Genomic DNA, 18,297 nt, shown 5'->3' with positions numbered 1-18,297 from the left:
GGGAGCTCTGAGCTCTGGCTCTGGCTCTGGCTCTGGCTCTGAGCTCTGGCTCTGAGCTCTGAGTCCTGCGCTCGACCGTCCTCCCCTCCGCGAGAGTCCAGGAGTTGTCGCACTCGACGCCGAGTGCGACAACTCTTGAACAGTGGGCGCGGGTCGAGCGCCGGGACTCCGAGCTCTGAGCTCTGCACTTCGACGCCCTCTCCTTCGCGACTGTCCAGGAGTTGTCGCACTCGACGCTGAGTGCGACAACTCTTGAACAGTGGGCGCGGGTCGAGCGCCGGGGCGGAGCGGGCGCCGGGCGCCGGGCACCTCCCGGGCTTCGGGCAGCCCGCACACGGCGCTGGAGCGCGGCTCAGGCCAGCCAGGAGAGGGTGCCGCCGTGGGCGGCCGCGCTCGCGAGCGGGACGCCGTCGGCGGCGAGCAGGAACGGGGTCGGCTCGGGGGCCGTGCGGTCCCCGCGCGCGGCGACGAGGTGCGGGAGCAGCGCCTCCGCCTCGAGCGTCACCAGGCTCGCGCCGCGATCGGCGACCGTCGCCAGGACGCTCTCGCGCGCGGCCCACGGAAGATAGACCAGGGTCCCGAGCGAGACGACGACCGTCCGCAGACCCGGCGGCACCGCGTCGAGCAGGGCGGGCAGCTCGGCGGCCGCATCGCCCGCGACGATCGTGGGCGGGTCGTCCTGCAGAGTCTCCACGGCCGAGCGGAGCCGCGCGGTCCGCTCCGGGCGGTCGGGCGGGAGCAGCGCGCCCAACCAGGCGACGTCCTCGGGCGAGCGGACGTCGAGCGGTGCCAGGTCGAGCCCCCGGCGCCACGCGACGACCGGCAGCCGCGCCGGCGCCGGGCCTCCGCTCACCGCGCACCGCAGCAGAGGCGCGCCCGACCCGAGCCGCGTCTCGCCGTCGCTCGCCGTGAAGGCGTAGGAGTACCGCTCCGGCGCCAGGCAGAGCCCCGCGGAGGCGCCGATCTCGACGAGCGCCACCGGCTCACCGGGCTCCGTGATCCGCTCCAGCGCCGCGACCAGGGGCGCGCACCGCAGCGCCTCGTTGGTCTGCGTCCTCCGCTCCGCCGCCACCGGCGCCACCCGCGCCCACTCGCTCCGGAGCCATGCGGCGAATCCGGCGCCGTCGACGTCGGGCACGCCGAGCAGCCGCGCGACCGAGAAGAGCAGGGACGGCTGCCGGTGCTGCGCGGGCAGCTCGTCGATCAGGGCGAGGAGGCGCGCATCCTCCGCGACGGCGAGCGCCCACTCGACCTGCCGCTCGGAGGTCTGCGCGAGCTCGACGGCGGCGCGGCGGAAGCGGTCGGCGGAGGAGGGCATGCCTCCATCCTGAGGGAGCGGCGCCACGGTTCCTGCAGGCGGGCGGAGGACCTGCGCGGCGGGCGACGGCCCCGCCTCCGCGGATGTCGGTGGTCGCCGGTAGAACGGACTCATGTCCGACACCGCTCCGAGCTCCGCGTCCGCGCCGGTCCGCGAGCGGCGCCTGCTCGACATCCGGCGGATCTACGCCGAGCCGGCCGCGCTCGAGCTGCCCCGCGGGCAGGAGGTCCTGGCGCGGTGGCCGGGCGCCGAGATCGTGCCCGTCGAGTCGCACTGGCTGATCCCGGAGGTGCACGGCGACGAGGCGAACGTCGCGCGCTGGGTGCGCATCAAGACGGAGGCGCTCGTGCTCGGGGTGAAGAAGTCGCTCGTCACGCGCCCGAACGGCCGCTCGGCCGACTTCATCGCCCCCTCCACCGCCAACGGCTGCGCCATGGCGTGCGTCTACTGCTACGTGCCACGGAGGAAGGGCTACAGCAACCCGATCACGCTCTTCACGAACATCGAGCAGATCCAGCGCCACCTCGCCCGGCACATCGGCAAGCAGGGCCCCAAGGCCGAGGCGAACCAGTGCGACCCGGAGGCCTGGGTCTACGACATCGGCGAGAACAGCGACTGCTCCGTCGACGCGCTGCTCAGCGAGAACGTCCGCGACCTCTGCGAGCTGTTCCGGATGTCGCCCACCGCCAAGGCGTCCTTCGCGACCAAGTACGTCAACCGCGAGCTCCTCGAGTGGGACCCGCTCGGGCGCACCCGCATCCGGTTCTCGCTGATGCCCGCCGAGACGGCGAAGGTCACCGACATCCGCACCTCGCCGATGGCCGAGCGGATCGCGGCGATCAACGACTTCGTCGACGCCGGCTACGAGGTGCACGTCAACTTCTCGCCCGTGATCCTCACCGAGACCTGGCAGCAGGACTGGACCGAGCTCTTCGACCAGCTCGACGCCGCCCTCCACCCGCGGGCGAAGGCGCAGCTCGCGGCCGAGGTGATCCTCCTCACGCACAACGAGGGCCTGCACGAGGTGAACCTCGGCTGGCACCCGAAGGCGGAGTCGCTGCTCTGGCAGCCGGGACGCCAGGAGCAGAAGGTCTCCGAGAACGGCGCCGTCAACATCCGCTACCGACGCGACCTCAAGCGCGCGGCCCTCGACCGCTTCCGCGCCCTCCTCGCCGAGCGCCTCCCCTACTGCCGCGTCCGCTACGCCTTCTGAGCGTCGGCACCCCCGCCGGAGCGGCGCGACGACTCGAGGAGGAGCGCACCCTCCTCCTCCCGCCGACTTGCCGAGACACCGCCAACCCGGCGAGACACCACCGCGGAAGGCGGCGCCTCTCGCACGAGAGCAGCGTCTCGCCGCAGGAGCTCGCGCAGCGCGTACGCAGGGGCCTCACTCCCGTCCGAGCACCCACCGACACCTGCCCCGTCCTGCCGAGACACTGCCGGCCCGCCCGGCACCTCACTGCCGAGGCGATGTCTCGCGCACGAGCGCGCCGTCTCGACGCAGCCGCCCCGCCCACCGGAGGCACCCGGCAACTGAGCCCCGGAGTCGCCCGGCTGGGAGTCCGCCCGGCGGCCGGGGCCACTGCTTCGCATTCCGGATAGCGGCACGTGCCCTCCGAACGAGGGGCGTACTTTCGGAGAACAGCCGGAGGGACGGCCCGACCGCCCGACTCCACGGGCCTGCAGAGCAGGCGTCAGCGGGGATCGACGGCTCGGCGCGACGGCATCCGGGCTCGACATCCCGGAGCCCGGCACCCCCGGATCGACACTCCGGACACTCGACTCGGCGGCACAGCACACCCCGGGTCCTGCTCCCCACGAACACCCCCACCATCTCGCACTCCCCCTCCCGGCGGCACTCGCCGGGGCACCCCACCGTCGCGGCCGGCACCCGCGACACAGCACAGAACGGCGGCACGCACCATGGGCGCTCTCCTCTACGGCACTCCCCCCACCTCGCACGAGATCGACGACCGCGCGCTCGCGCACCTCCAGATCGTCATGATCAACAAGTTCCGTCGCGACGAGGCGTTCGCCTTCCAGCTCGACGCCTCGAGCGCGCACGGCACCGGACGCCAGACGCTCTGGCTGCACCCGACCATCCCTCTCCAGTTCTCGTTCCACGGAAGCCGCATGCCGGCGATCAACGCCACCTGGGTGCGCGCACTGATGGAGGAGGCCAACAGCGGCCGGGGCCTGCGGATCGTCACCGAGCCGGCGCAGCAGCCCGAGTCCTCCGGGCTCACGCACGCTGCCTGAGCGCGCCGTGTCCAGGCGCGACGACGACGAGCCGATGGAGGTCACCGACTTCGTCGAGCTCGCCGGTGCGGTGCACGACGACGCGGGCTTCGAGTGCTCCTCCACTGTCGACGGTGTGACGGGCGCGCTCTGCGTGCTGCCCGACTCCCTGGTGCTGCGGAGCGCCGGCACCGGCGACTCGACCCGCGTCGGCACCCGCGACATCCGCTCCTGGCGGGCCACTCCGGCCGGCGCCACCTTCTCGCTCGCCGTGGAAGCCGGAGCGCGGCACACCGTGGTGCTGCTCACGCAGTTCCAGGCGGCGACCGTCCAGGCCATGACCCGCGCCGCCGGACCCGCGACTGGTTTATCCGCTTAACGAATTCCCCGTTCGGGGCACGCGGTGAGGAGCGCTCCTCGTGCGACCCTGATCGGGATGAACGAGAAGGACGAGGTCATGCGCTCCGACATCGGCGGGCGTGACATCGAGCAGGCGCGGGCTCTCTTCGAGCAGTCGTACAACGGGCACCGCTTCGTCGTCGAGCCCGGCGAGGACTTCTCGTACCGCTACACCTCCGTCGGCGACGGCGACGTGACGCTCCGCGGCAGCCAGTTCGCCGGCTCCGTGCAGGGCTCGATCCAGACCGAGGGCGAGTACGTCGTCTCGTGGCTGACCGCCGGCGCGGGCGTCACCGATCTCGACGGCGACGCGGTGACCCTCGGATTCGGGCAGCCGGCGATCTTCGTCAACGACCGTCCCAGCCGGTTCGAGTTCCACGACTACCGCCAGAACCTCATCCACTTCGACGGCGCGTACCTCGAGGGCATCGCGGAGGAGGTCGAGGGCACCCGCGGCCCCCTCCTCTTCGACACCACCGCACGACCCGAGGGCGCGGCGCTGCGGCGCTGGTCGGCGACCGTCGCGACGGTCGCCCGGGTGATCTACGACGCCGACAGCTCGCCGCTTCTGCGCCGCGAGGCCGACCGCGCGGTCGCCGTCGCCCTGCTCGAGACCTTCCCGCACGCGACGCTGGACACTCCCGGCGACCTCGGAGTACCCCGCTCGGGGCGCCTCCGCCAGGCGATCGAGTACATGTACGAGCACGCCCACGAGCCGCTCCGGACCGAGCAGATCGCCGACGCGGCGGGCATCGGCCTGCGGACGCTGCAGACCGAGTTCCGGCGCGAGTTCGGCTTCACCGCGGTCGACTACCTGCGGCGGATCCGGCTGGACGGCGTGCAGAAGGAGCTGCGGGCGGGCGAGTCCGGAGTCGTCAGCGTCAGCGAGGTCGCACGGCGCTGGGGCTTCGCGCACCTCGGCCGGTTCTCGGCCTCGTACGCCCACCGCTTCGGCGAGCGCCCCAGCACCACGCTCGACACCTGAGGCGTCAGAGGTAGTCGGTCCCGCCGTCGTCCTCGCTGTCGTCGCCCTCGCCGCGCGGCTGCACGGTCGGCCGCGCGGGCTGGAGCCGTCGGGTCTTCTCGCGCATCGACTCCACCGCCTCCGGATCGTCGAGGTCGACGCCGCGGTCGAGCGCCGGGCTGGTGAAGAGCTGGCTGGCCGGTCCGACCAGGAGACGGGTCTCGCCTCGCAGCCCCTCGTCCGAGAGCGACGGCACCACGACCAGGTCCGACTTCCCCACGTTCGCCAGCGCCTGCGCGTACTCGACGACCGCCGAGCACACCTCGTCGCCCAGCAGCACGAATCCGCTCGCGTAGTACAGCTTCTGCATCTCGCCCTCCCCTGGATCCCGGACCGCCCCTCCGGTCGGCCCGTCCCCCGACGCTAGGACGGCGCCGACCGGGCGCCCCACCCCTTGACGGGGGTGGGGCGGAGGGGTCAGAGTCCGCGCGGAACGGGCAGTCGCAGCGCGGTCGCGAGCGCCTCGACGACGCGGGTCGCGCGCACGTCGCCGACCCCCTCCATCCGGTTGGTGAGGAACGCGAAGCCGACTCCCGCGTCCGGGTCGGCGAAGGCGACCTGTCCGCCCGCGCCGTCGTGCCCGAAGCCGCTCGGCGTGAGGTACCGGCGCGCGTCCGTGCCGAGCTGGAAGCCGCAGCCCCAGGCCGGCCACGGGCCCGGCACCGGCCACACCGGCGGGCCGCTGCTGAGCGGAGCGGTGGCCCGCTCGATCGTCGCGTCCTCGAGCAGCCGCACGCCGTCCGTCTCGGTGAACGCCGCCGACCAGATCGCGGCGAGCGCCCGGGCCGAGCCGATGCCGCCCGCCCCGGGGATCTCGGCGGCCTGCAGCATGGGATCGTTGAAGCCCGTGCCCGGTCCGACGAGCTCGACGGGCAGCGCACCGCCGAGGGTCATCGCCCGCTCGCCCCAGTCGACGACTCCGGGGGTGCGCGCCGCGGCCTGCGCCGCCGTGAGCTCGGCGAGGGTGGGGCCGACGAGCATCGTCGCAACGCGACCCTGCTCGGAGGCGGGCAGCCCGATCCACGCCTCCGCGCCGACCGGTCCGGCGATCCGCCCCTGGAACGCGGCGCCGACGCTCCGCCCGGTCACCCGGCGGATCACCTCGCCGATCAGCCAGCCGTGCGTGATCGGGTGGTAGGCGTACCCCGTGCCCGGCTCCCACAGGGGCTCCTGCTCGGCGAGGCGCCCGGCGACGACATCCCAGTCGGCGAGGTCGGCGGTCGTGAGCGGGAGGCGGGGGGCCGAGAGCCCGGCCCGGTGGGCGAGCAGGTCCTGCACGCGCACGTCGGCCTTGCCCGCCGCGGCGAACTCGGGCCAGTAGTCGGCCACCCGGGCGTCGTAGTCGAGCAGCCCCTCCTGCACGAGACGTGCGGCGAGGAGGGAGACGAGGCCCTTCGTGCACGAGAAGACGACGCTGAGGGTGTCCTCCCGCCACGGCTCCTCCGCCCCCGCCTCTCCCGCCCAGAGGTCGACGACCGGCCGGCCGTGCAGCCGCACCGCGACCGCCGCTCCCGAGCCGGGCCGGACGGCCTCGGCGAAGGCGTCGCGGACCCCCTCGAACCCGGGCTCCACGACTCCGTGCACCGCAGTCACCCCTTCACCGCGCCCTGCAGCAGAGCGGTGATGAACTGCCGCTGGAAGATCACGAAGACCAGGATCGTCGGCACGATGATCAGCAGCGCGCCCGCGTTGAGCAGCGGGATGCTGTTGCTGTACTGCCCCTGGAAGAAGGTGAGCGCTCCGGCGACGGTGCGGTCCAGCGGATCGGAGACGAGCACCACCGGCAGGAGGAACTGGTTCCAGGTCCAGAGGAACAGCAGGATCGCGAGCGCCGACAGGGCCGGGCGCGCGAGCGGCAGCTGGATCCGGCGGAACTCCTGCCAGGTCGTCGCGCCGTCCACGCGCGCCGCCTCCGAGAGCTCGGACGGGATCCGGACGAAGTGCGCGCGCATCCAGACCACGCTGAAGGGCATGTAGAGCCCGATCAGCGGCAGGATGATCGCCCACTGCGTGTTCAGCAGGCCCAGCGACTGGATCTCGTAGTACAGCGGGATGATCAGCGACTCGAACGGGATCGTGAGCCCGAGGATGAGGAACACGAAGACGAACCCGCCGCCGCGGATGCGCAGGTTGCCGAGTGCGTAGCCGGCGAGGGTCGCGAAGAGCAGGCTGATCGGGACGACTCCGAGCACGATCAGGGCGCTCGACCCCATCAGCTGCAGGACGTGCCCGGTCTCGAAGGCCTGGGCGAAGTTGCCCCACTGCGGGTCCGTCGGCCAGGTGAGGCCGGTCGGATTCACGTCCGCCGGCTGCAGCGCCGCCGAGAGCATGTTGACCAGCGGGATGACGGTCAGCACGAGCACGACGATCAGGACGACGCGGCCGATGACGACCTCGGACTTGGTGACGATCATCGGTCGCTCACTCTCGAGAGGCGCTGGAGGGGGAGGACGCAGGCGAGCACGAGCACCATCAGCACGATCCCGAAGGCGGAGGCGAGACCCACGTCGCTCTGCGTGAAGCCGATCCGGTAGATCGAGATGCCGGGCACCAGAGTCGAGCGGCCGGGGCCGCCGAGCGTGGTCGTGTAGATGATGTCGAAGCTGCTCAGCGCCGCGATCACGGTGATCGTGGTGAGCACCGAGATCTCCTGGCGCAGGCCCGGGACCGTGATGGTGAAGAACTCCCGCAGCCACGTGCCCCCGTCGAGCCGGATGGCCTCGTAGAGCGAGACGTCGATCTTGCCGATGCCGGTGAGGAAGAGGACCGTGCAGAGCCCGGTGAGCACCCACGAGCCGATCAGGCCGACGGCGGGGAGGGCGGTCTGGAAGTCGCCCAGCCACGGCCGCGCGAGCGAGCCGAGCCCGACGGCCTGCAGGATCTGATTGACCGCTCCGGTCTGCGAGTACATCCACGACCAGGCGATGCCGGCCGCGGCGAGCGGGATGATCTGCGGCAGGAACAGGATCGTCTGCGACACGCTCGAGAAGACGCCGGGGCGCATCGAGCGCAGCAGGCTCGCGAGGACCAGGCCCGCCGAGACCGGGATCACCGTGAAGTAGAGGATCAGCACGAAGGCGTTGCCGATCGAGCCGAGCAGGTCGGGATCGGTGAACACGCGGAGGTAGTTCGAGAAGCCCACCCACTCGGAGGGGCCGACGCCGTTCCACTTGTAGAACGAATACTGCACCCCGGTGATCAGCGGGTAGATGACGAACGCGATGTAGACGAGCAGGGCCGGCACGACGAAGAGCCAGCCGACGAGGGTCGCCCGCCGCGCCGCAGTGCTCCTGCGGCGCGGCGTCCCGCTCCGGCCCCCGCGGTCGACGGCGCTCGAGACGAGAGGGCCGGCCGCGGTCATCCGGCGAGTTCCTTCGCGTAGAACTCCTGCACGGCCGTGACGAAGTCCTGGCCGGAGATCTGGCTGGTCACCAGCAGCTGCGACTCCGGGATGATCGCGCCCGCGTAGATGCCCGCGGTCGCGTTCGACATGAAGTCGACCTGGCCGTCCTCCGCGCCGATCTGCGCCGACATGGCGAGCGCCTGCTCGAGCAGCGAGCCCGACTCGACCTCGGGGAGCGCCTGGGCCGGGTCGCCGCCGGGAGCGGCACCGGTCACGTCGACGACGATCTGGCGCGCGGCCTCGTTCGTGTGGATCCAGTTGAGGAAGAAGACGATCTCGTTGAGGTGCGACGACTTCGCGGCGACCGAGAACGAGTTGGCGGCGCCCATGGCCACGTGGCTCCCGCCCTCCTCGGCCGGGGGCACCAGGAAGAAGTCGACGCCGTCGCCCATCTTGGTCTGCGTGTCGGCGGCCGCCCAGTTGCCGTTGAAGGCGAACAGGCCCTCGCCGCCCTGGAAGCGGCTGACGAAGGAGGAGTAGTCGATCGCGTTGATGTCCGAGGGGAAGTAGCCCGCGTCGGCCCAGGTGCGGACGAGCTCCGCACCCTTCACGTTGCCGTCGGTCTCGTAGGTGGCACCGGGGACCGTGAAGATCCAGTCGGCCATCTCCTGCTTGTCGGCGTACTGGTTCATCGCCGCCTGCACGACGAAGTTGACCACTCCGTCCTTGTCGCCGGCCATGATCGGCAGGACGCCGCCGGCCTTCGCCTTCGCGAGGTCCTCCTCGAACTCGGCGAGCGTGGTCGGCGGGGCGTCGATCCCGAGCTGCTTCGCGAGCTCGAGGTTCATGTAGATGCCGGTGACGCTGTAGCCCAGGCCCAGCTGGTAGAGCGAGCCCTTCCCGCGGACGCCGTCGGAGTCGACGCGGAGCGGGGCGAGCTGCGAGGCCGACCAGGCGTCCCAGCCGTAGGCGTCGAACCACGGGTCGAGGTCGGCGAGGAGGCCGTCCTTGACGGTGTCGCCGATGGTGGGCAGGCGGATGAGGTCCGGCGGAGTGTCGCTCGCGAGCAGCTTCGGCGAGTTGGCGGTGAGGTTCGCAAAGGTGTCGCGGTTGATGGTGAAGGTGACGTTCGGGAACTGCTTCGTGAACTCCTCCGTCAGCTTGTCGGTGACGGGGAAGCCGGTCTCGTCGGCGATGACGAGCTCGACGGTGTCGCTGGTGAGCTCGGTGCTCACGTCGACCGAGGAGCTCGCGGCCGGGGCGCTCGAGCCTCCGGGCGCGCAGGCGGCGAGGGTGAACAGGGCCGCGACCGAGCCGGCGCCGACCAGGACGGTCCTGCGGCCGATCGGCGTGCCTGGGGTGGGGAAAGACATGCGGTGACTCCTTCGTCGTGGGTGCAGGTGCTGCTGGTGCCCGGCCGCCCGGAGGGGCTCGAGCCGCGGCTCCGGACGGCCGCCTGAAACCTTTGAGCGGGGGACTAAAAGGTTTCAGGTGTGGATATAGTCTGTGCACACGGAAGACTTGTCAAGGGCGACGGCGGGAGGCGGCGGGCATGGCGAAGAAGCGCGTGACGCTCGCCGACGTGGCCCGCGAGGCGGGGCTGTCGATCTCGGCCGCGTCGATGATCCTGAACGGGAAGCCCGAGACCGGGCTGTCGAAGGACGCCCACGAGCGGGTGTTCGCCGCGGCCGAGGCGCTGCACTACCGGCCCAACGTCGCCGCCCGCGGGCTCCGCACCGACAAGACCCGCACGATCGGCTTCATCTCGGACCAGATCGCGACCACGCGCTTCGCCGGCGGCCTGATCAAGGGCGCGCTCACGGCGGCCGAGGCGGCCCGGCACGTCGTCCTGCTCCTCGAGACCGGCGGCGATCCGGCGCGCGAGGCCGAGGCCGTCGACGCGGTGCTCGACCGCCAGGTCGACGGCATCATCTTCGCCTCGATGCGCTCCCGCGAGTTCTACGTGCCGGAGCTGCCCGCCTCCACCTCCGTGGTGATGCTCAACGCGACGAACTCGCAGCACCCGGCGTCGATCCTGCCCGACGAGTACGCGGGCGGGCGCGCCGCGGTGGAGCTGCTGCACGCGCACGGCTACCGCGACGGGATCGCGCTGATCGGGCAGAACGACGAGGTCGAGCGCGACCGCTTCCGCTCGGCGACGGTGGCCGAGCGCGTCGCCGGCATCCGCGACGCCATGGCCGAGAAGGGGCTCGCGTTCGTCGCCGAGGAGTCGATCCCCGACTGGGAGCCCGAGCACGGCCACCGCGCGGTCGCCGACCTGCTGGCGCGGCGCGATGACATCCGCCTCCTGCTCTGCCTCAACGACCGGATGGCGTTCGGCGCCTACCAGGCGGTCGCGGAGGCGGGACTCTCGATCCCCGGCGACGTCGCCGTGGTGTCGTTCGACGACGACGAGCTGGCCGCCTACCTCCGCCCCGGGCTGACGACCGTGGCGCTGCCGCACGAGGAGATGGGCCGCCGGGCGGTCGAGCTGCTGCTGAGCGGCGCGCCGGGCGAGCGGGTGCTGGTGCCGATGCCGCTGGTGGAGCGGGCGTCGACGCGGCGGGTCTGACGGGCGGGGCCTGGGGCGGGCTGATCGGGGACGGCGGGCGGGCCCGGTGGAGTCGGGCGGAGCCGCCTCAGCCGGACGAGCGGATCCCTCCGGTCGGACCCCAGGCGACTCCGGTGCCGCCCGCGTCGCCCTGGTAGTCGTCGGGCGAGAGGGTCATGCCGCTCGCGATGAAGTCGCCGGTCGCCGCGCAGTCCGTGACGACGACGTCGCCGTCGGAGCGCGCGAGCCCGTAGAGGCAGACGGACTCGTCGGCGAGCTCCGCGGCCGAGAAGGAGTCGAGGCTGAGGGTGGCGAAGTAGTCGACTCCGGCGATGCTGCCCAGGTAGCGCGTCGGCCCCCAGTGGAAGACGCGGAGGCTCGCGAGGGTCGACAGCGGGCGCGTGGCGACGTCGTCGGGGACGGCCCAGAGCTCGGTGAAGACCTCCAGCGACGGGCGAGGGGCCAGCGCGACGGAGGCGGCCGTGCCGAGGGCGGCGAGCCCGAGCACGGCGACGAGGGCGGCGATCACCCCGAGGCGGCGGCGCGGGCGGGGCGGGGCGGAGGTGCGGCAGTCGGCGTCGTCGCCTCCGGTGGTCTCACTGCGCTCGCCCCATCCGGGTGCCGCGTCCCGGCCGGGTTCGCCTCGGCCCGACTCGTGCCGGCCGGTCTCGTCCCCACCGGTCCGGTCGCGGCGCAGACCCGCGACCGCGGCGTCGAGCGCCTCCTCCCGGTCGCGGAGCTGCGCGCGCAGCCGTGCCAGCTCCTCGAGCGCCGCGGGGTCCGCCTCCGCGCTGAACGCCCGGCGCTCGAGCGCGGCCCGCTGCCTCCGCTCCTTCGGCGACGCGCCGTCGCGGCGCCGCTGCAGGGCGGCCCGGCCCCGACCTCGACCGCCGAGGGCCGCGTCGAGCGCCTCCTCCGTCGCGGGGTCGAGCTCGTCGAGCAGCCTCGCCGCGCGGGCCGGCGTGACCACGGTGCCGACGGACGCCGGCACGTCAGCCCCGGTCGCGGACGGCGCGCGCCAGCGACTCGAGGCGCTCCCGGTACTCCGGCCACCACTCCTCCGGCACCGGCGGGAGGTTGTCGCCGGGCGTCCGGAGCCCGACCCGCCCGTCGATCAGCTCGCGGACGATGTCGGCGTGGCCGGCGTGCCGGTGCGTCTCCGCGGTGATGTGGACGAGGATCCGGTGCAGCGTCACGTCGCGGTTCGTCCACCAGGGGACCTGCCCGGGAGCGTCGAGCGGGAGTGCCGCGACCGTCGCGTCGGAGTGGGCCCACACGCGGCGGTACAGCGCGACGACGTCGGCCGTCGACTCGTCGGCCGTCGCCCACATGTCCGAGTTCGGCTCCGACTCGTCCTCCATCCACGGCATCGGCTCCGGGAACGGCCGCCCGAACACGGCGCCGAGGTAGCCCGCCTCGGTGCCCGCCACGTGCTTCACCAGGCCGAGCAGGTTCGTGCCCGTCGAAACCAGCGGCCGCCGCACGTCGTACTCGTCGAGCCCGTCGAGCTTCTGCAGCAGGGCGTCGCGCCCCTCCTGCAGGTAGCGGAGGAGGGTCTGCTTCGCGTCGTCGCTCATCTCCCCAGCCTGCCGCGCCCGTCCGAGCCGCGCCAGAGCGGTGCCGGAGCCGCGCCGTGCTCAGACCGCAGGAAGGATCGCCCCACGGGCACCGGGATCCTCGGATCCACGGGCCGCGCGAGCGATCCCTCCTGCGGTGTGGACGGGGTCAGGCCGGGACGCCCGCTCCCGCCCGCTGGACCCGGGTGCCGACGAGGCGCTGCGAGGAGGCGTCGACAGCGGCGGCCGGGCCGACCAGCTCGAGCGCCGCCTCCGTCTCGCGCGTCGCGCAGTCCGGGCCCACCCACAGCTCGACGCGGCCGGGCTCGACGATCCGCACGCCTTCGCGTCCGGTGAAGGCCAGGCGCGCGGCCGGGACCTCGAAGCGGACCTCCGCCTCCTCGCCGGGCTCGAGCGTGACCCGCGCGTAGCCGAGCAGCTGCGCCACCGGCCGGGTCACGCTCGCGAACACGTCGCGGGCGTACAGCTGCACCAGGTCGGTGCCCGCCCGCTCGCCCGTGTTGCGCACGCGCACGGTCGCCGTGAAGGAGCCGTCCGTCGGGGCGGATTCGTCGACCGCCAGCTCCGTCCGGGCGAAGGCCGTGTACGAGAGGCCGTGGCCGAACGGCCGCACCGGCGTGCTGTCGGCGGAGGTCACGTCCGACGGCCCGCCGAGGATCGGGTGCAGGTACGAGAACGGCTGCGCTCCGGCGGAGCGCGGCAGCGAGACCGGCAGGTGGCCGGAGGGGTCGACCCGTCCCGAGACGACGCCCGCGATCGCGCCGGCGCCCTCCTCCCCCGGGAAGAACGCCTGCAGCACGGCGGCGGGAGCCGACGGCCCGTCGAGCGCCCAGCCCACGGCGTAGGGGCGGCCGGTCAGCAGCACGAGCACGACCGGGGTCCCCGTCGCCACGACGGCCTCGACCAGCTCGCGCTGGCGGCCCGGGAGCTCGAGGCTCTCGACGTCGTTGCCCTCGCCGACCGTGCCGCGGCCGAACAGGCCCGCCCGGTCGCCGACGACCACGATCGCCACGTCGGAGTCGGCGGCCGCCCGGACCGCCTCGGCGATCCCGGAGGCGTCGTCCCCCTCGACCGAGCAGCCCTCGGCGAGCAGCAGCTCGGCCGAGCCGAACTCGTCCGCCAGCGCGTCCGCGACCGTCGGGATCTCGAAGCCCAGCGGCACGCCCGGGTGGTGCGCCAGCACGTGGTTGGCGAAGGAGTAGCAGCCCATGAGCGCGGGCGCGCTGTCGGCGTTGGGACCGATCAGCGCGAGGCGGCGCGGCGCAGCGAGCGGCAGGACGCCGTCGTTCGCGAGCAGCACCACCGACTCCTCGGCCAGGCGGCGGGCGATGTCGCGGTGGGCCGGCGAGTCGAGGTCGATCGACTCGGGGGCGTCGTCGAAGCGCGCGTCGAGCAGGCCGAGCCGCTCCTTCTGCGCGAGCACCCGCAGCACGGCCCGGTCGACGAGCGCCTCGTCGGCCTCCCCGGCCCGGATCCGCGCGGCCAGCGGCGCGAGGAACGCGTCGCCCGTGGGAAGCTCCACGTCGATCCCCGCGGCGAGCGCCAGCTCGGCCGCCTCGCCCAGATCGGCGGCGACCGCGTGCATGAGGTGGAGGAACGCGACCGAGAAGTAGTCGGCGACGACCACGCCGTCGAAGCCCCAGCGCTCGCGCAGCACGCCCGTGAGGTAGGCGGGCGTCGCTCCGACCGGGTCCCCGTCGATCTCGGCGTAGGAGTTCATCACCGAGCGGGCGCCCCCGTCGCGGATCGCCATCTCGAACGGCGGCAGCAGCACGTCCGCGATCTCGCGCGGTCCGGCGTGCACCGGCGCGTGGTTGCGGCCGCCGCGGGAGGCGGAGTAGCCGATGAAGTGCTTCAGCGTCGCGTCGACGCCGGTGGACTGCAGTCCCTGCACGTACGCGGTGCCGATCGTGCCGACCACGTACGGGTCCTCGGCGATGCACTCGTCGACCCGGCCCCAGCGGGGGTCGCGGATCACGTCGAGCACGGGCGCCAGGCCCTGGTGGATCCCGAGCTCGCGCATCGAGCCGCCGATCACGGCGCCGAGCTCGGCCACGAGCTCCGGGTCGAACGAGGCTCCCCAGGCGAGCGGAGTCGGGAACGTCGCGGCCTGCCAGGCGGCGAGCCCGGTCAGGCACTCCTCGTGGACGATCGCCGGGATGCCCAGCCGCGTCTCCTCGACGAGCCTGCGCTGCTCCGCCCACAGCCAGCGGGCGCGCTCGAGCGGATCGACGGGGCGCGTGCCGTAGACGCGGGTCAGCTGGCCGATCCCCTCGCGGGTCGCCTCGGCGTACCCGGTCGAGGTGGCCATCTCGCCGGCGAGCGGGGCGACGACCTCGCCGCCCTGGTCGACCCAGTAGCCGACCAGCTGGGAGAGCTTCTCCTCCAGCGTCATCCGGCCCAGCAGCTCGGTGGTGCGGGCGGACGGGGCCTGTGGGTCCTCTGGTGCGTGCGGTGCGGTCACGGTGCGACCCTCTCTGCGGGTGGGGCGACGGGTGCGGACGGGACGGGGGACGCGGCGGACGGGCGGAGCGATCCGCTCATCCCTTCACCGCCCCCGTCAGCCCGCCGACGATGCGGCGCTCGAAGACGCTGAAGAAGATCAGCGCCGGGATCATCGACAGCGACACGAAGGCGAGCACCTTCGCCGTGTCGACCGAGTACTGCGACGAGAACGCCTGGACTCCGAGCGGGAGCGTGAAGGTGGACTCGTTGTTGAGGATGAACAGGGGCAGCAGGTAGCTGTTCCAGCTCGCGATGAACGCGAGGATCCCCGTGGTGATCACGCCGGGCATCGCCAGGCGCACGACCATCCGGAAGAAGAAGCCGATCCGGCTGCAGCCGTCGATGAAGGCCGCCTCCTGGATCTCGTCCGGGATCGCGCGGAGGAACGGCACCAGGATGATGATCGTGGTCGGCAGGCCGAACGCGATCTGCGGCAGCACAACTCCGGCGAGCGAGTTCATCAGGCCGAGGCTCTTGATCACCAGGTAGAGAGGAGTGATCGCCACGGTCATCGGGAACATCAGGCCGGCGGCGAAGAGCGCGTAGAACACGCCGCGTCCGGTGAAGTCGTAGCGGGCCAGGACGTAGCTCGCCATCAGGCCGAGCACGACCACGCCGAGCGTCGTCGCGAGGCCGGCGATGGTGGAGTTGCCGACCTCCTGCCAGAAGACGCCGCCGGTGATCACGTCGAGGTAGTTCTGCACGTTCCACGGCGAGGGCAGGCCCGCCGGGTCGGTGGTGATCTGCGCGTTCGTGCGGAAGCCGCCGAGGATGATGTACGCCACCGGGGCGAGCATCAGCGCGATCACGACGATCGCCACGACGTAGGCGATCGTGGTGCCGCGGCCCAGGGGTTGCCGGCGCCGCTTCACCGCGAGAGGCCGAGGGGTCTCCGGAGTGATCGGCGGGGCCGTCATCGTCGTGCCGGTCATCGCTTGTCTCCCGTCAGTGCGCCCGCCGTGTCGCGCCGGAGCACGAAGCGCTGGTACAGCAGCGCCACCACGAGCGAGATCAGGAACAGGACCACCGCGACGGCGTTCCCGTACCCGTAGTTGCCGGCGTTGCGGCCGTTGGTGACCAGGTAGATCGCCATGGTCGAGGTGCCCGCGGTCGAGGACACGTACTGGCCCCAGATGATGTAGACGAGGTCGAACAGCTGCAGTGCGCCGATGATCGACAGGAACGCCCAGATCCGCAGGGTCGGCGCGAGCAGGGGCAGGGTGATCCGCCGCTGCACCTGCCAGTAGGAGGCGCCGTCGATGGCCGCGGCCTCGGACAGCTCCTCGGGGATGCCCTGCAGTCCCGCGAGGAAGAGGATCACGGCGAAGCCGATGTACTTCCACGTGATGATCAGCATCAGCGTCCAGATCGCGATCGCCGGATCCGAGAGCCAGTCCTGCTTCAGCGCGCCGAGGCCGACCTTCTCGAGCAGGCCGTTGACCGCGCCGCTGGTCTGGAGCATCAGGCTCCAGCCGGTGCCGACGACGACCTCCGAGATCACGTACGGCACGAAGATCAGGACGCGGATGATCGACTGCCCGCGCAGCTTGCGGTTCAGCAGCAGCGCCAGGAGGATCGCGACCGGCCCCTGGAGCACGAGCGAGAGCACCACGATGATGCCGTTGTGCGCGAGGGCGTCGTGGAAGGTGGGGTCCTGCAGGATCGTCAGGTAGTTGCGGAAGCCGACGAAGTCCGTCGGCACTCCGTAGCCCTGCCAGCTGAAGAAGCCGTAGTAGGCCGCCATCACGACCGGGAAGATCACGAAGGCGAGGAAGACGATCAGCGCCGGGCCGACCAGGAGCGCGATCTCGAAGCGCCCCGCCCAGCCCACGCTGCGGCGGCGCCGGCGCACCGGAGGCGTCGAGGTGACGCCTCCGGTGCGCGCGGTCCCGCGGGGCTCATCCACTCCGAGGAGCGGGCTCTCGCGGAGTGCCATGGTGGCTAGGCCTTCGCCGCGGCGGCGTTGACGGCCTCGACCAGCTGCTCGGGGTCGCTCTTGCCGGCCAGCAGGTCGACGACTCCGACGTTCAGCGCGTTGCCGACGTTGAGGCCGTAGACGGTGTCGAGCCACTGCGAGACGTACGGGGCCGAGTTGTAGGCCTCGAGGATCTGCTGCAGGTACGGCTCGGTGACCGCCTCCTGCGCCACGGTGTTCACCGGGGGCGCGTTGAAGGCCGCGTAGTACTCCTTCTGCACGTCGGAGGTGGCCAGGTAGTTGAGGAAGTCCACGCACTCGTCGGGAGCGCCCGCGGAGCAGGAGTAGCCGTCGACGCCGCCCATGATCGCGCCGGCCTCGCCGTCGCCGCCGTCGATCTCGGGGAACGGGAACCAGCCCAGGTCGGGCAGCGGCTTCTCGTCGGGGGTGAGGGAGGCGATCACGCCGGGGTTCCACGCGCCCATGAGCTCCATCGACGCCTGGTGGTTGGCGAGGAGTCCGGCCGAGCTGCCCGCGCCCTGCTGGGCGGCGGTGGTGAGGAAGCCCTCGTTGAACGGCTCGGTGGCCGAGAAGTCCTGCAGGTCCTCGCCCGCGCGGACCCAGCAGTCGTCCGAGAAGTCCTTGGTGTCGGCCGCCTCGGCCATGGTGTCGGCGCTGCACTCGCGGAGCGCGAAGAAGTAGTACCAGTGCGCGGCGGGCCAGGCGTCCTTCGCGCCGAGCGCGACGGCCTGGGCTCCGCTGCCCTTGATCTTGGTGATCGCCGAGTCGAGCTCGTCGATGGTCTTCGGGGTCTCGGTGACGCCCGCCGCCGTGAAGAGGTCCTGGCTGTAGAACAGGCCGCCCGGGAGGACGGCGACCGGCATCGCCCAGACCTTGTCGTCGAGCGTGTTCGCCGAGAACGAGCCCTCGGGGATCTCGCTGCGCGCCTGGTCCGAGATGCCGTCGGTGAGGTCCTTCAGCTGTCCGCCCGCGACCATGGCGGCGAGCTTGCCGCCTCCGCGCTGGAGGAAGACGTCGGGGGCGTCGCCCGAGTTGAGCGCCGTCTGGAGCTTGCCGTCGAGGTCCTCGTTCTGGATGGCCTGCGACTCGATGGTCACTCCGGGGTTCGCGGCCTCGAAGTCCGCGATCGTCTTGTCCCAGAACTCCTGGCCGGGGCCCGTGGTCGAGTTCTGCCAGAGGGTCATCGCGACGGTGCCGTCGCTCGATCCCGAGTCCTGGGCCGAGCAGCCGGTGAGGGCCGCGACCGTGCCGAGCAGGGCTGCTGTCGCCACTGCGATCTTCCTGAACTTCATCGTCCAACCGTTCTCTTCATCGAGGGCGCCGCCTGGTGCACCGGCGCCGTGGGGGGTTCCCGCCTTCGCGGGTGGAGTCAGTGTCCGCAGTGCTTGCGAAAGTGGTCAAACGTT

At 72.3% G+C, this 18,297-nt stretch carries 17 protein-coding genes; 5 read left to right on the top strand and 12 right to left on the bottom strand.

The features are described 5' to 3' along the window. Positions 1-352: 352 nt before the first annotated feature. Positions 353-1,318 (bottom strand): DUF2332 domain-containing protein, encoded by a 966-nt coding sequence (locus tag C5D50_RS05185; protein WP_181137296.1) that lies wholly within the window; start codon positions 1,316-1,318, stop codon positions 353-355. A 112-nt stretch (positions 1,319-1,430) separates the two neighbouring features. On the opposite strand from C5D50_RS05185, the gene C5D50_RS05180 reads away from it, so the two are divergent. The 4 genes from C5D50_RS05180 to C5D50_RS05165 all read left to right on the top strand — a co-directional run bounded on the left by C5D50_RS05180 (position 1,431) and on the right by C5D50_RS05165 (position 4,940). Continuing rightward, positions 1,431-2,531: a spore photoproduct lyase family protein gene (locus C5D50_RS05180; protein ID WP_104282949.1), complete on the top strand. Its 1,101-nt coding sequence runs from the start codon at positions 1,431-1,433 to the stop codon at positions 2,529-2,531. Positions 2,532-3,241: 710 nt separating this feature from the next. Then, a complete protein-coding gene (locus C5D50_RS05175) occupies positions 3,242-3,577 on the top strand; it encodes an ATP-dependent DNA ligase (protein ID WP_104223411.1) in 336 nt (111 codons plus the stop codon). 7 nt (positions 3,578-3,584) lie between these two features. Then, positions 3,585-3,935 (top strand): hypothetical protein, encoded by a 351-nt coding sequence (locus C5D50_RS05170; protein ID WP_104223412.1) that lies wholly within the window; start codon positions 3,585-3,587, stop codon positions 3,933-3,935. Between the two features lie 57 nt (positions 3,936-3,992). Then, positions 3,993-4,940 carry an AraC family transcriptional regulator gene (locus C5D50_RS05165; protein WP_104282948.1) on the top strand — a complete coding sequence of 316 codons (948 nt, stop codon included), beginning with the start codon at positions 3,993-3,995 and terminating at the stop codon, positions 4,938-4,940. 4 nt (positions 4,941-4,944) lie between these two features. Here the strand turns inward: C5D50_RS05165 and C5D50_RS05160 are convergent, their stop codons facing one another. The 5 genes from C5D50_RS05160 to C5D50_RS05140 form a co-directional block, all read right to left on the bottom strand. Continuing rightward, positions 4,945-5,289, bottom strand: coding sequence for a hypothetical protein (locus C5D50_RS05160; protein ID WP_104223414.1), 345 nt, complete (start codon positions 5,287-5,289; stop codon positions 4,945-4,947). A 107-nt stretch (positions 5,290-5,396) separates the two neighbouring features. Continuing rightward, on the bottom strand, positions 5,397-6,563 hold the full coding sequence (locus C5D50_RS05155; RefSeq protein ID WP_258069558.1) for a serine hydrolase domain-containing protein: 1,167 nt from the start codon (positions 6,561-6,563) through the stop codon (positions 5,397-5,399). Between the two features lie 5 nt (positions 6,564-6,568). Next, the gene (locus C5D50_RS05150; protein WP_104239126.1) at positions 6,569-7,393 is read right to left on the bottom strand and encodes a carbohydrate ABC transporter permease; all 825 of its coding nucleotides are present in this window, start codon (positions 7,391-7,393) and stop codon (positions 6,569-6,571) included. Further along, on the bottom strand, positions 7,390-8,340 hold the full coding sequence (locus tag C5D50_RS05145; protein ID WP_104250415.1) for a carbohydrate ABC transporter permease: 951 nt from the start codon (positions 8,338-8,340) through the stop codon (positions 7,390-7,392). Before C5D50_RS05145 ends, C5D50_RS05150 begins: the two co-directional genes overlap by 4 nt. Further along, positions 8,337-9,695 carry an ABC transporter substrate-binding protein gene (locus tag C5D50_RS05140; protein WP_104255797.1) on the bottom strand — a complete coding sequence of 453 codons (1,359 nt, stop codon included), beginning with the start codon at positions 9,693-9,695 and terminating at the stop codon, positions 8,337-8,339. Before C5D50_RS05140 ends, C5D50_RS05145 begins: the two co-directional genes overlap by 4 nt. A gap of 179 nt (positions 9,696-9,874) precedes the next feature. Between C5D50_RS05140 and C5D50_RS05135 the strand changes: the two genes are divergently transcribed. Continuing rightward, on the top strand, positions 9,875-10,894 hold the full coding sequence (locus C5D50_RS05135) for a LacI family DNA-binding transcriptional regulator (protein ID WP_104239129.1): 1,020 nt from the start codon (positions 9,875-9,877) through the stop codon (positions 10,892-10,894). Positions 10,895-10,961: 67 nt separating this feature from the next. Here the strand turns inward: C5D50_RS05135 and C5D50_RS05130 are convergent, their stop codons facing one another. The 6 genes from C5D50_RS05130 to C5D50_RS05105 form a co-directional block, all read right to left on the bottom strand. Then, positions 10,962-11,864 (bottom strand): hypothetical protein, encoded by a 903-nt coding sequence (locus C5D50_RS05130; protein WP_104282943.1) that lies wholly within the window; start codon positions 11,862-11,864, stop codon positions 10,962-10,964. Between the two features lies 1 nt (position 11,865). Then, complete coding sequence (locus C5D50_RS05125; RefSeq protein ID WP_104282942.1) at positions 11,866-12,450, bottom strand: DinB family protein; 585 nt, start codon at positions 12,448-12,450, stop codon at positions 11,866-11,868. A gap of 148 nt (positions 12,451-12,598) precedes the next feature. Next, complete coding sequence (locus tag C5D50_RS05120; RefSeq protein WP_104282941.1) at positions 12,599-14,845, bottom strand: glycoside hydrolase family 3 N-terminal domain-containing protein; 2,247 nt, start codon at positions 14,843-14,845, stop codon at positions 12,599-12,601. Positions 14,846-14,990: 145 nt separating this feature from the next. Then, positions 14,991-15,887: a carbohydrate ABC transporter permease gene (locus C5D50_RS05115; RefSeq protein ID WP_104224899.1), complete on the bottom strand. Its 897-nt coding sequence runs from the start codon at positions 15,885-15,887 to the stop codon at positions 14,991-14,993. Beyond that, the gene (locus C5D50_RS05110; RefSeq protein ID WP_104226347.1) at positions 15,884-16,891 is read right to left on the bottom strand and encodes a carbohydrate ABC transporter permease; all 1,008 of its coding nucleotides are present in this window, start codon (positions 16,889-16,891) and stop codon (positions 15,884-15,886) included. Before C5D50_RS05110 ends, C5D50_RS05115 begins: the two co-directional genes overlap by 4 nt. Positions 16,892-16,896: 5 nt before the next feature. After that, the gene (locus C5D50_RS05105) at positions 16,897-18,183 is read right to left on the bottom strand and encodes an ABC transporter substrate-binding protein (protein ID WP_104224901.1); all 1,287 of its coding nucleotides are present in this window, start codon (positions 18,181-18,183) and stop codon (positions 16,897-16,899) included. Positions 18,184-18,297 lie beyond the last annotated feature (114 nt).

The organism is Rathayibacter sp. RFBD1, assembly GCF_002932915.1.
Classification (GTDB): Bacteria; Actinomycetota; Actinomycetes; order Actinomycetales; family Microbacteriaceae; genus Rathayibacter.
Note: the sequence above shows the minus strand (reverse complement) of the source record. Positions and strands in the feature narration are given on the sequence as shown.